Source organism: Arsenophonus sp. PmNCSU2021_1, from assembly GCF_036919435.1.
Taxonomy (GTDB): domain Bacteria; phylum Pseudomonadota; class Gammaproteobacteria; order Enterobacterales; family Enterobacteriaceae; genus Arsenophonus; species Arsenophonus nilaparvatae.
In genome coordinates this window covers 1-13,384 of record NZ_JAZHPL010000001.1, presented here as the reverse complement: position 1 = coordinate 13,384, position 13,384 = coordinate 1, and the positions used below count along the sequence as shown (strand labels likewise).

The following is a 13,384-nucleotide window of genomic DNA, read 5'->3' as shown; positions in this document are numbered from 1 at the left end:
AACAGGACGATGTTTGCAAGCCAACATGAAGAAGAACATAAGCCAGGCGCCTGGCAGCATATTACCCGTGAGGGCGAGCGCTGGGATACGCTGGCCGCCCACTATTACGGTGACGCATTGGGCTATGTGCGGATCATCGCCGCCAATCCGGCTATTCCGATCACACCGGTGTTGCCTGCCGGCATCACCCTGGCTATCCCGCTGATTAACGCACAGGACACCGTGGAGGAGACACCGCCATGGTGTCGTTAACGACACAACGACAGCAGGCGGTACCTGCCCCGACCTGGATCCTGCATTATGGCCAAAAGGACATCACGCACGATATCACCCCGTACGTGCTCGGGATCCGGTTTACCGATCAGCTTAGTGGCCAGTCTGACGAGCTGACGGTCGAACTGGAAGACAGCGCCGGGCGCTGGCGCGGTGCCTGGTATCCGGGTAAAGGCGATACACTCTCATTGGCGCTCGGCAGGGTCGGCGCGCCATTACGTCCCTGTGGCACCTTTTCGATTGATGAAATAGAACTCAGTGGCCCGCCGGATACGGTGTCGCTGCGTGGGTTATCCGCCTCAGTGACCACTGCGTTGCGCACCCGGAGCTACCGGGCGTTTGAGCAGACCAGCCTGGCGGCCATCGCCCGACGGATTGCCCAAAAACACCACCTGACACTGGAAGGGCAGATTGCGCCGCTGCCCCTTGACAGGGTCACGCAGCAACATGAAACCGACCTGGCTTTTTTGCGCCGACTGGCCGAGGAATACGGCTATATCGTTAAAGTCACGCCGAGCAGGCTGATTTTTTCTGAGCGCGTCAGATTGCGAGAAGCCTCGCCGGTTAACGTCATTACCCCGCAAGCCGTCAGTCATTACAGCCTGCGCGATACGCTTAACCGTATCTACCAGCAGGGCAAGGTGAAATACCAGGACAGCCAGCGCAAACAACTGGTCACGGTCGGTATCAATGCCGATGGCACGATAGGCGAGGTGGCGCGAGAAACGGCACCTCAAAAACAGGGACGTACGACCAGCGCCGATACCTTAAGACTGCACAGCCGGGCACGGAGCCGGGAAGAAGCGACCGCCAAGGTGTGCGCGGGCCTGAACCGGCATAATGAATATCAACGGGTGGCGACGGTGGAACTTGCAGGTAATACGCTGTTTCGTGCTGGGCTCACACTGCGCCTGGCCGATTTTGGTCGCCTGTCCGGGGTGTGGCTTATCACCGAAGTCCGCCATGCCCTGTCGCGCCAAAGCGGTTACGCCTGTGAACTGACCCTGGGCCAGGGGCCGATGGCGCGCACCAACAGGAAAACGACGCAGGCGGATAAGTCGGCGACCCCACAGGTGATTGGGGTGAAAGCCGATGGCAGTGTGGGGCCGCTGAATGAAAAAGAGACGATACGCGGAGAAACACAACCATGAAAGGACTGCAATTGATGTTCGGTACCGTGAGCCAGATTGATGAGCAAAACGTCCGGGTACGGGTACGGCTGCCGACCTGTGACAATCTGCGCACCGCCTGGCTGCCGGTACTGCAACGTAATACCCAGCATAACAAGGATTACGGGCTACCCGATGTGGGTGAGCAGGTGAGCCTGCTGCTGGATGCTGACGGCGATGATGGCGTGGTGTTAGGGGCAGTGTATTCCGAGGTAGACCGCCCGGCAGTGGCAAACCGCGATAAACGGCGAGTGGATTTTGCCGACGGAACCGTTGTCGAGTATGACCGCAAAAATCACGCCATGGCTATCGGGGGCGAGATACAGACCCTGACGCTCACCACCCAGACCACGGTGCTAATTCAGACGCAAAATGCGACGGTGAAGGCAAGTCATACCCTGTTGCTGGATGCGCCGGACACCGTCACAACGGGCAACCTGACGGTGCAAAAGCGACTGACTTACCAGGGCGGCATGAGCGGTTCGGGCGGCAGTGGCGCGGCCGCCATCATTGACGGCACGCTCCAGGCCAGCGGTGATATCCAGGCGGGTCGGGTGTCGCTACAAAATCACCAACACAGTAACGGGCATGACGGTAAGCCTACCGGCAAGCCGTTATAAGCAAGGGAGGAGGAACTATCATGATGAACACAATGACCGTTCTCAGCAGCGCAGACTGGCAACCTGCGTTGCATGCGTCGGGTGAACGGGTCAGTGGCGTCGAGGATATTCAGCAGTGCCTGCGACTGATTTTAGGCACTCCGAAAGGCAGTGACCCGCATCGAGCGGATTTTGGCAGTGACCTGCATCGTTATCTGGATATGCCGGTAGAACGCGCCTTGCCGCATGTGGTGCGGGAAACGGTGGAGGCCATCAGACGTTGGGAGCCCCGATGCGAATTACATCAGGTCACGCTGGCTGCGCAGGGTGAGCGGGTCAATCTCCTGCTGCGCTGGCGACTGCAGGGCAGTCAGGTCAACGCACAAACGGAGGTGGCATGGCGTTAACCCTCGAGAAGCCGGTTTTTGTTGCAGCGGATGCGCAGGCCATTACCCGCGAGATGATCACGGCCTATGAAGCGGCCAGCGGCAAGATCCTGTGGCCGGCGCAGGCTGAGCGGCTATTGATAGACCTGTTCGCCTACCGGGAAACCCTGGTGCGCAGTGCCATTCAATCCGCCGCCGAACAAAACCTGGTGGCCTTTGCCCGTGCGCCAATGCTGGACTATCTGGCTGAGCTGGTCGGCGTTTACCGTCTGCCAGCCCAACCGGCGCGCACTACGGTGGAATTTTCGCTGGCGGTCGCGCCTCCGGTGACGATAGCGATACCGGCTGGAACACGGCTCAGCGCCACAGACAGCCTGATATTTACCACCGACAGCGAGGTCAGGCTGACGCCAACGGCATCCCGGGTGACGGTGAGTGCCACCTGCAACGAGGCAGGGATACAGGGTAATGGCTGGCAACCGGCGCAAATCAGTACCCTGATGGACGCCATCGATGACGGGGATATCCAGGTCACCAACACGATACCGAGCGCGGGCGGCTCAGACGCTGAGGACGATGAACATTTGCGCCGCCGTATCCGTCTGGCTCCGGCGTCGTTCAGTACCGCCGGTTCACGCGAAGCCTATCGTTTTCATGCCATGAGTGCCCATCCGGGGATTTGTGATGTGGCGGTGACCCGCCCGAAACCCGGCACGGTCAACCTGTATCCGCTGCTGACCAGCGGGCTGCCGGACAAGACGGTGCTGAGTCTGGTGACGGCCCTGTGCTCGGAAGAGCGGGTGCGCCCGCTGAACGATACAGTGCAGGTGCTGACCCCTGAAAAGGTTGACTATACCATTACCGCACAGCTGACCTGTTATGCCAGCCAGCCGGGCGAGCCGGTACTGAAACAGGCGCGGCAGGCCGCTGAGCAGTATGTGGCCCGCCAGGCTAAACAGCTGGGTCGGGATATTGTGCCCAGCCAGATTATCGCGGCACTTTCGGTTCCCGGCGTTTACCGGGTGCAGCTCACGAGTTTCACTACCCTTGAACCGACGGTACTGTCTGCCCAGCAATGGGCGCATTGTAGCGACATTCAGTTGACCCTGGGCACGGAGAGCGGCGATGACCGATAACAGCCTGTTACCACCGCTGCTGGCGGCGAAGAACCATTTTCAGGCGCTGGCAGCGCAGGCCGCGCGGTTGCAGCAGATTGACCTGACGCTGCTGCTGGTTTACCTGCTGGATATGACCGAGGCGTCGGCCTTGCCCTGGCTGGCAGAGCAGCTGGCGTTAACCGGGGTCAATGGCTGGCATTTAGCAGAATCGGATGATGCCCGCCGTGCGATGCTGAAATCGGCCATCACGCTGCATCGGTATAAGGGCACCCCCTGGTCGATTCGCGCCATGATACGGGCGCTGGGATTGGGGGAGGTGACGATAACCGAAGGGGGAGCCGCCCTTAAACCTGAACAGGCCACCGCGTATCCCGATGGCGAGACGCACTGGGCGCTGTATCGGGTCATCCTCAACCAGCTTATCACCAATGACCAGGCGGCCAGATTACGCGAGACGCTCGCGGCCTTTGCGCCGGCGCGCAGCGAACTGGTAGCGCTGGATTATACGGCGGTGCCGTTGCGCTATAACGCGCAGACGACCTACCACGGGCGCTATAATCATGGCAGCAGTTAAGGGTATGCAAAAATACTTAATGAATAGACAAAAACAGACTACACTATGACTAACAATCCGCCCACGATGGGATCCAGCCCGATGGAGAACGATGACATGAGTTATTTAAAAGAAACGGCTGCCTGGGAGGACGGTATCTACCAGATAGAGACCTCCGACCCGGTATTGGGTGGGCCAGACGGTATCACCAACCGACCTACGCGTGAACTGGCGAATCGCACCGCCTGGTTAAAGCAGCAATTAAAAGCGGCGGAAGCGGCGTTAAAGGGGCATACACGCTCCCGAAACCACCCGGATGCGAGCGTAAGTGAAAAAGGTTTTGTCAAGCTCAGCAATGCCAATCAGAGCAGCAGTGAAACGGAAGCCGCAACCCCTAAAGCGGTGAAAATTGTCAATGACAGGTTGAATGCGGTGATCGACAGTGCACCCTCAACATTGGACACACTGAATAAACTGGCAAAAGCCATCGACAATAACCCTAAATTTGCTGAAAAACTCAATCAGCTTCTTGAGCAGAAGTTATCAAAAAATGACAACGGTGCTGACATCCCAGACAAGAATCAATTTTTAAAAAACCTTGGTTTTCTGTAATTTAGAATTTAGCTAATATTTTGACCAAAACCAGCAATGACAAGGCTTTCAGAGGGAGAATAAGGGGCTAAAATGGCAAAAATAGGCTATATGAGGGTGTCAAAAAATGACCAAAACACCGATTTATAGCAAAAATCACTCATTTGCGCAAATTGTGAACAGATTTTTGAGGATAAAATCAGCGGAAAAACAGACCAGAGACCCGGATTAAAACGCGCGTTAAATTGCTTAAAAACGGGCGATACGTTAGTTGTTTGGAAACTGGATAGACTAGGCCGCAGCATCAAACATTTAATCGGTTTAATCTCTGAACTAGAAGATAAAGGCATTCACTTTCATAGTTTGACGGATTCTATCGACACCTCTTCATCCGCAGGCCGTTTTTTCTTTCATGTGATGAGCGCGTTGGCACAAATGGAGCGGGAACTGATTGTTGAGCGTACTCAGGCGGGTTTAGCCGCGGCGAGAAGCAGAGGCGGTATCGGCGGTAGACCTTGCTCATTATCTTCTGTACAGCAAGAGCAGGCTAAAAAATTACTTGAGTCCGGCAATAGTAGAAAACAGCTTGCATTACTCTATGGGGTTTCATTAGCCAGCATTTACAAATATTTTCCAGTTAATCGAAACGCTCAAATAAGCTCTGATGAAAAATAAAGATATAATCTCATTGCTCTGATAGAAATTAATTCTTCACCACAAAACCCATTCCTACGATTAACAATTTCCCCAACCGCTCGCCGCCATAAACGGCGCTGCGGCTTTATTTTAGCAGAGGTCATTATGGCACACATCACATTATTCGAGTGGAATAGAATTAACTTAAAACACGAACTGCTTGACATTCTGCTTGAAACAATGAAAAAGAGAGGTTTGAAATGATTGAAACCTTCGATGATTTTCTGAGTGAAACTGTACCAGACGGTTTTGGCGGTATGTCAGAACGTCGCTATGTTTGGAGTCATATACACATTGAACAGGCTAGAAAGGTATGGTTAGCCGCACAACGCGCCGCGAAAGTTAACAGACTACAAACAGAGGCGACATCTGATGCTACAAGATTTATGGGGTATGAAGAGATGGAAAAGAAATTGAATAAAAGCAGAACAACAATTTGGAGGATGATAAAAAAGGGTGAATTTCCCAAGCCGAAAGTGACGAAAGGTGGACTTTTTCTTGGCTGGTCAGAGGAAAGCTACAACCGGTGGGTTGAATTACAGAATAACTAACTTGACCCATTGCTCGACCTTAATTTTTAACTTAACCTCGTGCTAATCTGCATAATGCATTGATTTTATTGGCGCGACCTGTAGGGCTCGAACCTACGACCTACGGCTTAGAAGGGCGATAACTTCTGATTTTAAGTCATAACAGATGATTTCATTCGCTTTCAACTTACTGTAATAAAAAGATTTTCACATGTTGCCTGATTTCATATTATAACATAGTATTTCACCATAACAACACCCGTAAGAGCACCCGTAATGGCAGGAACACTACTCACTGACAGCAAGATAAAGGGCATCAAACCCAAAGAGCAAGCATATTACGTGTGGCAGGCATCAGCCACCAGAGGTACAGGACGCTTGGGTCTGAAAGTTTACCCTTCCGGCAGAAAGATTTTTGTTTACAAGTACCATAAAGAGGGTGCTCGAAAATTCCTTTCACTGGGAGATTATCCTACAGTAACGCTCGCAGAAGCAACCGCAAAAGCCCTCACCGCCGCTGCCAATATCACCGCGCCAGAAACGTCTATTGCTGAACACGCCACTATAAAACAATTGTTTGACGATTACATCACCACTCAAAAAAAACAAGGTAATCGCTCTTATGACAAAACAAAAAACAGACTCAACCAGGTGTTAACCAGTAAGTACATTGATCCTGCTACACCCGCTAAGGAAATAACACCCGTTCAGATCAAGCGTGTTCTTGCCGAGTTTATAGAACGTGGGGCAAACGCTGGGGCAAATAAAATTAGAGCTAACCTTCATGCCGTATTCAATTTTGGGTTATTTGCGGACAACGATCCGGCCAACATTAACGGAAAAACCATTTACGGGCTTGACCGAAATCCAGTTAGTGTCATTCCACCACAAAAACGGGTAGATAAAGCACTTGATCGTTTTTTGTCATGGGACGAACTCAGCGAGCTATTAAGATTGCTCTCAGTAACGGAATCAGCTTGCCCCATTCATCCAGACTTCGCTCAATTGACCCTGCTGTGTATCTTTAGTGGCGGGCAGCGCCCGTGGGAAATAATGACCAATACTCGTGATCACTGGGATGAGAAAAATAAAACCCTTACAGTACCCCCTCACATATCAAAAAATAGTGATTTCCATATTATCCCACTGAATCAAAGCGCCACTGAGATTTTAAAACGGCAGAGGGAAAAGTATCCAGACGCGATGTTTCTTTTTCCGGGCAATACAAAAGAAGGGCATTTGTTGTCTGCTGAGTATAGTAAACAACTCCGTAAATTTTGTAAATTAACCGGTTTTAATAAATTCACTCCCAGAGATATTCGCCGTACCTTTAAAACTCTGGCGGGGGATATGGGCATTAGTGCGGAAATGCGTGATAGACTTCAAAATCACAAGAGGCCAGGTGTGTCAGCGAAACATTACGATAGGTATGATTATCTAAGAGAAAAACGAGAAATAATTGAACAGTGGGAAAAAAAATTACTTGCTTTATGATGGATATAATTTTACATAAATTAGCTATTAGCTCTGAACGGCTAATAGATTATAAATATAGGGCCTCTACCGCTAGGAATACTCTTTTGCGGATACAAAAGGAGCAAGTATGCAATCAGTAAAAGTAGGTATCACTGCTATACAACAACTGGATTCAGCTCCCCTAACAAAAAATCAAAAATCCCTTATATGTATGCTTACTATTGGAAATATTCTCGAATTTTTTGATTTATTTCTAGTCGGTTTTGTCATTACCCTGCTTATGCAAGATCAACGGTGGTCATTAGGCACAATACAGTCTGGTTTTATCCTTGCTGGGGCAGGACTTGGAACTGTCATCGGCGCAATTTTTTGGGGGTGGCTTGCTGATAAATATGGCCGTAAGAAATCATTTTTCTCATGTATTTTATTACTTGTAATATTTACCGGACTGGCTGCACTAACGCCTGAAAATAATTGGCTCTTTTTGTCAATCATGCGAGTTTGCGTAGGTATAGCCGTTGGCGGGCTTAATGTGACTTCTGTGCCTTATGTTCAAGAATTTGTACCTTCTAAAAAAAGAGGACTGTTTACGGGTTTGACTTCAGCATTTGTACCATTGGGTCTATTTCTTGGATCATTCGCTACTCGTTATCTGGCTGAACCGCTTGGTTGGAGAGGACTTTTAATTATTGGTTGTCTTCCTGCTATTTTATTGGCATGGAGAAAATTCATTCCAGAATCACCACGATATTTACTCTCTAAAGGACGTTTTCAGGATGCCCGTGAAGCTTACGCCTGGGCGATGAATATCCCTGTAACTAAAGTGGGGCATTTACCTGAATATGTATCGATTAGCAAAAGGTCTTATCTAAATATAATAAGGCACTACCCAAAACAACTGACTATTGTCGCTATTGGTTCATTTTCTTTTATACTAGGAAGTTTCGCTATTCAGTCATGGGGACAGGTATTATTGAATCAGGTTTTCCATTTTAGTATTAATGTTGTGGCAAATTTATTCATGATACTGTCTTTAGGGGATTTAGTTGGCCGATTATTTTCAGCATGGATTTCCGATTATCTTGGAAGGCGTCGAACTCTCTTTTTATTCGGTCTTATTGGTGCTTTTGGATGTATAATTGCAGCATTGTCTATACAGATCAGCACAATCGTGCATTTTTTAAATTTGAATATGCTATCTTCAAGCTGGATTTTCTTTTTTGGCATTCTTATCGCTATGATGTTTGGCGATGGGGCATTTGGAATTATTAATACATTTGGTGGAGAAATGTTTTCTAATCAGGTACGCTCGACCTGTCTTGGACTCGGTTATGGTGTAGGTGCTACCGCTAAAATTGTTGGTCCTGTTTTTCTCGGCGGTCTAATCGATGGCAAAAATTTTTCTGAAAATGTCGTGTTCGTACCTTTCCTCATATTTGCGTTTATTTTTTTTATCGGTTCTATTGTTTATCTGTTTGCTCGTGAAACCCGTAATATCCAGCTTGAGGCTATGTAATTGATATCAATCTATGACTCAGATTCGTTAGTATTCATAGATATGAATTTGATCACTTAAAAGCAATATTTTATGTAAAATTCGGTTTCAAATCAAATTGTTAGATGCCCATTGCCATATATTCTGTATAAAATCAGTAACCCATAATTTATTACTTATTAATATGTCAAAGGGATACAGAACAGCATATACCAGTACCAATACACAAAATATTCGTTCCCACTTAGGATATTTACTGGGGTTCAATATTGGCATACAGAAACGTCGACGATATGGCCATAGTAACGGTATTCCTGCTGGTGTTAACATATCAGATACAACGTGGCTAATATAACCAACGACCATGGCATGGACAAAATCTACCGGTATCGGAATGATAATTCGTGACAATAAGTCTGAAGAAAGAAATATGCTGCACCCTACAATAGCCAGAAAACTGTGAGTAATGCCTCTATGACCGAACACTTTGGCAATGGGTATCGAAAGCCATTTTAATCGTTGGCCTAAAAAAGACTTGGGGTGATCGATGTCTGGTAGTAGGCAGGTTAATATTCCGCCAATAATGATATGCCCCCAGTTCCCTTGAGCTAATGCTGGTGATAACGCCAATTTCTTCGCAAAAATAGCGCTTGCTAAAGCAAAGATGAAATGCCCGCCAGCAGTCATAGTCACCACACATAGTTATATTTGGATATAATTATTTGTTTGCGTGCATTATGCAGCTAAAATAATCCAACAATCAACAGTTTACTAAGTTAAAAACTCCGTCAATGCCAGATAGCTATTGGTGACATCCATCAGAAGCGATCCGGCTTATTAGAGGTTTAGTAATTTCAATGGTAGACTATCCTCTTAACGCGGTATAATACACCCATGACAAAATCTTCACTATCCCAACATGACTCACTCTTCAAAAAATTCCTTGGCGATATTGCTGTAGCTCGGGACTTTCTTGAAGTGCATTTGCCACCTCATCTTCGAGAGCGCTGCGATTTCAGCACTCTTGCAATGGAATCAGGTAGCTTTATCGAAGATGACTTGCGTACCCAGTGTTCAGATATGCTTTACTCTGTGCAGATGAATTCGGGGAAAGGTTATATATACACAGTAGTCGAGCACCAGAGCCGCCCTGAAAAGCTAATGGCATTCAGGCTGTTACGGTACAGTGTAGCAGCGATGCAGCGGCATATTGAGCAAGGTAACAACACCTTGCCGGTAGTGATCCCAATTTTGTTCTATCAAGGCGCTACGTCACCTTATCCTTATAGCACGCACTTTCTGGACTGTTTTGCTGATCCAGAATTGGCAGCTACGGTATATCAACAAGCATTTCCGCTGGTTGATATCACCACGATACCGGATGAGGAGATCCTGACGCACCGCCGAGTAGCACTACTGCAACTAGTACAAAAACATATCCGAACACGCGATATGTTGGAACTTGCTGTAGAATTAGCTACTCTAATAGAAAAGTGGCAATATTCCAAAGAACAATGCAAGAGTTTATTATATTATATAGCTAAAGCAGGAAATACGATTGATGGCGAGGGATTCATACGTACCCTTGCGGAAAAAGCACCGACTTACCGGGAGGATTTTATGACGATTGCAGAACAGCTTGAGGCTAAAGGTCGTAAAGAGGGTATTCAACAAGGCAAACAGGAAGGCTACCAGCTAGGCCGACAGGATGCTAACAAGGAGCTAGCCAAGCAGCTTTTAGCCGATGGTGTAGAACGTAAAAATATTAAGCGCTATACCGGCCTTTCAGATGGTGAATTAGATAAACTATGAGGCAAGAAGCTAACTTGCCTCTAGCTTAGATATAAATTTTAATATAAAACGATAGCTTATAAGTTTTTTTATACCATATTTCCTTATCCGTTTCAGCATCCAATCAATTTCAGCAAAAACTCCCAGAAACTATCCTGATTTGCTAACCAATTATCAAACTCATTTTGTATAGTCATCCAGTTTTCTGGTCGTAGTGGGACGATCTTACATCCGAATTCTCGCCCGTTTTTCTTCTCTGTTTTTGTGCTTCCCCGCCATTGGTTCCAGAGTGTGCGAGAGCCGGCGCTATTTGGCCGGCTGATGGTGCAATTTCATCTAGCAATAACCACATTGCATATTTACTAAACATTGTTGTTCTTGCAACTCGCTCCATCACTTCTGATCTGGCCGGTCTTTGACCAGTTTCATAATTTTTTATGGTACTCAGGGATATTCCAGTAATGCTTGCAAAGCGTTGTTGAGTTAATCCTTCGGCTTTTCTTATAGCTAAGAGTTTTTCTGAATAATCAGTTGACATGGTATGCATGGTGAGACTATCCTTATGTTTAGTATGCACAGTGAAACTATTTAAAAATAAGTTGATGCCATAAAGCTTCGGCAATCATGGCAAACGCATCCAGTGTTAAGCATAACAGATGTCAAGCTGTATTTTCAGATTTAAAAGACTTAGAGCGACTTAGAAGTACCTAGAAGCACTTTGAAGGATATGAGGATCGGATGATTAAGAATGACTACGACGTTAAATATCCGCTTGACGCAGTCAGCATTGAAAAGTTTTCCGAGCTACTTGGAAAACCAGAAACCGCTGTCAGAAAGATGATAACCAATAACAAGTTACCTGTTGTTGAGTTAACCGATCCCGAGGCATCTACATCACGTGTTGGTGAACGCTGGGTAGTCATCTCAGAATTTAATCGCAGAGTCCTTGAAGCCTATTACAACCGTCCCGCAGAAGAACGAGACGCTTGGATTAAGTGGTTTAAGAAGTAATTGTACGAAAGGGCTGTGGCCCTCTACAGCAAGTTTTCCGGCTGTGAAAGTTCCTTAACATTTTGGTATCAGCAAAAAAGTCTGTGAAACGGATGGCAGGGAAATTGCGCCTGTAATTTGCTGATAGCTTCGTAAGTTGTTTATGCGAAGCGGAGTTGAACCTACTATCGTAGGGACTTTCCAGCCGGGGTACGCTGACGCTAGCGTACACAAACACCAAATAACCAATAGGTGGATTTGTAGTAAGCACCGTTTGTGCTTAGCATAAATCTTCTTGTTGAAGGATTTTTATCATGAATTCAAGGGTTAAAAGAAATTTTCTGCGAAAAACAAATTATATAGAAAAGTGTAAAAAGGAAGATGAAATCCGTTTATTGCTGTCAACGATCACCGAAAACTGATCCACTTTTTAGCTAAATCCGATCAATCAAAATTGATCCACTTTTACTCAGTCATTGCTCCTGAGCGCCGCTTATCTTTCAATCGATAGCTTTCACCGCTTAATTGCAGTACATGCGAATGATGAAGTAAACGATCAAGCATAGCGGCAGTTAATGTTGCGTCATCAGCAAAAGCATTTGGCCATTGCCCAAATGATAAGTTACTCGTCAATATGACACTGCCATGCTCATAACGCTTGGCAATCACATTGAAAAACAGGTTTGCTTCTTCTCGCCCAAACGGCAGGTATCCAATCTCATCGATAATCAACAATTTCGGGGCCATCACCGAACGTGATAGATATTGTTTGAGCTTATTTTGTCGTTTGGCAGTTGAGAGTTGCAACATCAGTTCAGCTGCCGTGGTAAAGTGGGTTTTCTTCTTGGCCTGTACTGCTTTTAATCCTAACCCAATAGCTAAATGCGTTTTGCCTACACCGCTTGGGCCAAGCAACACGACATTTTCATTACGTTCAATAAACGTTAATGCGCTTAATTCCTGTATGTGTTGTTTGGGGATCCCCGTTGCAAACTTAAAATCGAACGTATTAAGTTCTTTATGTGCTGGGAATCCTGCCATCCGACTCAAAAGATTACGGGTTCGTTCATCTCGTTGTTGTTGCTCACATTTTAATAGGGACAGTAAAAACTCTCCGTAGCTTTTGTCTTGGGCAATGCATTGTTCGGCAAGTGATGACCAATGAGTCGGAATAGAATTTAATTTCAATGACTCACACAGGTGTTCAATTTGTTCATGCAATAACATGTTCACCTCCCAGCAATGCTTCGTATACGCTGATTGAGTGTTGCAAACTGACAGATTCAAGGGGCGGTACGATACGGATATTAAGCGTATCAGTCTGCGGGATAGATTGGCAAACCCTTGCTGGTAAGGGTAGAAGATACTTAACTTCCTTAGCTAGTCTATCTGCTGGCTTCTCTAACGTTGTTCCATGAATCCGCTGATGGGCAACGCGTTATAACCAGGGCCCCACTCTTGCATTAGCTATCTCAATATCCAGTTCAAGATTATGAGCACGAAGGTCGGTATTTAATGGTACGATAAAGCTGTTTTTTAAATAGTGGTTAAAGCGCTCTACTTTCCCTTTAGTTTTTGCCCTGTAGGGCTTGCAAGCACACAATTTAAACCCGTAATCTTTCGACATTTGAAGCATTTCGACATGTAATTTATGTTCACCTTCTGCATAAGCATCCCGTTCGATGATGAGGGATTTTGCGTTATCACACAATATTTC

At 47.0% G+C, this 13,384-nt stretch carries 15 protein-coding genes and 2 pseudogenes; 13 read left to right on the top strand and 4 right to left on the bottom strand.

Annotation, left to right across the window (positions count from 1 at the left end; genetic code table 11):
• The first annotated feature begins 9 nt into the window (after nucleotides 1–9).
• From V3224_RS00085 to V3224_RS00035, 11 genes and pseudogenes are all read left to right on the top strand, one after another.
• Nucleotides 10–252: a tail protein X gene (locus V3224_RS00085; RefSeq protein ID WP_334467683.1), complete on the top strand. Its 243-nt coding sequence runs from the start codon at nucleotides 10–12 to the stop codon at nucleotides 250–252.
• Nucleotides 240–1,424, top strand: a complete 1,185-nt coding sequence (locus V3224_RS00080) for a phage late control D family protein (protein WP_334467682.1) — start codon at nucleotides 240–242, stop codon at nucleotides 1,422–1,424. The genes V3224_RS00085 and V3224_RS00080 overlap by 13 nt, the downstream gene beginning before the upstream one ends.
• A complete protein-coding gene (locus tag V3224_RS00075; protein ID WP_334467681.1) occupies nucleotides 1,421–2,062 on the top strand; it encodes a phage baseplate assembly protein V in 642 nt (213 codons plus the stop codon). Before V3224_RS00080 ends, V3224_RS00075 begins: the two co-directional genes overlap by 4 nt.
• Before the next feature lie 23 nt (nucleotides 2,063–2,085).
• Complete coding sequence (locus tag V3224_RS00070) at nucleotides 2,086–2,448, top strand: GPW/gp25 family protein (protein ID WP_334468073.1); 363 nt, start codon at nucleotides 2,086–2,088, stop codon at nucleotides 2,446–2,448.
• Nucleotides 2,439–3,563, top strand: a complete 1,125-nt coding sequence (locus V3224_RS00065) for a baseplate assembly protein (RefSeq protein ID WP_334467679.1) — start codon at nucleotides 2,439–2,441, stop codon at nucleotides 3,561–3,563. Before V3224_RS00070 ends, V3224_RS00065 begins: the two co-directional genes overlap by 10 nt.
• The gene (locus tag V3224_RS00060; RefSeq protein WP_334467677.1) at nucleotides 3,553–4,119 is read left to right on the top strand and encodes a phage tail protein I; all 567 of its coding nucleotides are present in this window, start codon (nucleotides 3,553–3,555) and stop codon (nucleotides 4,117–4,119) included. Before V3224_RS00065 ends, V3224_RS00060 begins: the two co-directional genes overlap by 11 nt.
• A gap of 96 nt (nucleotides 4,120–4,215) precedes the next feature.
• On the top strand, nucleotides 4,216–4,710 hold the full coding sequence (locus V3224_RS00055) for a phage tail protein (protein ID WP_334467675.1): 495 nt from the start codon (nucleotides 4,216–4,218) through the stop codon (nucleotides 4,708–4,710).
• A 72-nt stretch (nucleotides 4,711–4,782) separates the two neighbouring features.
• Nucleotides 4,783–5,364, top strand: a pseudogene (locus V3224_RS00050) (recombinase family protein).
• 221 nt (nucleotides 5,365–5,585) lie between these two features.
• Complete coding sequence (locus V3224_RS00045) at nucleotides 5,586–5,936, top strand: helix-turn-helix transcriptional regulator (RefSeq protein ID WP_334467673.1); 351 nt, start codon at nucleotides 5,586–5,588, stop codon at nucleotides 5,934–5,936.
• Nucleotides 5,937–6,191: 255 nt separating this feature from the next.
• Nucleotides 6,192–7,409 (top strand): tyrosine-type recombinase/integrase, encoded by a 1,218-nt coding sequence (locus tag V3224_RS00040; RefSeq protein WP_334467671.1) that lies wholly within the window; start codon nucleotides 6,192–6,194, stop codon nucleotides 7,407–7,409.
• A 109-nt stretch (nucleotides 7,410–7,518) separates the two neighbouring features.
• Entirely contained in the window at nucleotides 7,519–8,907 is a 1,389-nt protein-coding gene (locus V3224_RS00035) for an MFS transporter (RefSeq protein ID WP_334467669.1), read from the top strand.
• Nucleotides 8,908–8,994: 87 nt separating this feature from the next.
• Here the strand turns inward: V3224_RS00035 and V3224_RS00030 are convergent, their stop codons facing one another.
• Nucleotides 8,995–9,573 carry a metal-dependent hydrolase gene (locus V3224_RS00030; RefSeq protein WP_334467667.1) on the bottom strand — a complete coding sequence of 193 codons (579 nt, stop codon included), beginning with the start codon at nucleotides 9,571–9,573 and terminating at the stop codon, nucleotides 8,995–8,997.
• A 207-nt stretch (nucleotides 9,574–9,780) separates the two neighbouring features.
• On the opposite strand from V3224_RS00030, the gene V3224_RS00025 reads away from it, so the two are divergent.
• Nucleotides 9,781–10,698, top strand: a complete 918-nt coding sequence (locus V3224_RS00025) for an Rpn family recombination-promoting nuclease/putative transposase (protein ID WP_334467665.1) — start codon at nucleotides 9,781–9,783, stop codon at nucleotides 10,696–10,698.
• Nucleotides 10,699–10,870: 172 nt separating this feature from the next.
• Here V3224_RS00025 and V3224_RS00020 read toward each other — a convergent pair whose 3' ends face one another.
• Nucleotides 10,871–11,299, bottom strand: coding sequence for a helix-turn-helix domain-containing protein (locus V3224_RS00020; protein ID WP_334467664.1), 429 nt, complete (start codon nucleotides 11,297–11,299; stop codon nucleotides 10,871–10,873).
• 116 nt (nucleotides 11,300–11,415) lie between these two features.
• Here V3224_RS00020 and V3224_RS00015 point away from each other — a divergent pair, with 116 nt between their 5' ends.
• Nucleotides 11,416–11,688: a Cox family DNA-binding protein gene (locus tag V3224_RS00015; RefSeq protein WP_334467662.1), complete on the top strand. Its 273-nt coding sequence runs from the start codon at nucleotides 11,416–11,418 to the stop codon at nucleotides 11,686–11,688.
• A 444-nt stretch (nucleotides 11,689–12,132) separates the two neighbouring features.
• Here the strand turns inward: V3224_RS00015 and istB are convergent, their stop codons facing one another.
• The gene (istB, locus tag V3224_RS00010) at nucleotides 12,133–12,894 is read right to left on the bottom strand and encodes an IS21-like element helper ATPase IstB (protein ID WP_334467660.1); all 762 of its coding nucleotides are present in this window, start codon (nucleotides 12,892–12,894) and stop codon (nucleotides 12,133–12,135) included.
• A gap of 211 nt (nucleotides 12,895–13,105) precedes the next feature.
• Nucleotides 13,106–13,384: pseudogene (locus V3224_RS00005) on the bottom strand (IS21 family transposase); the annotation flags it as partial.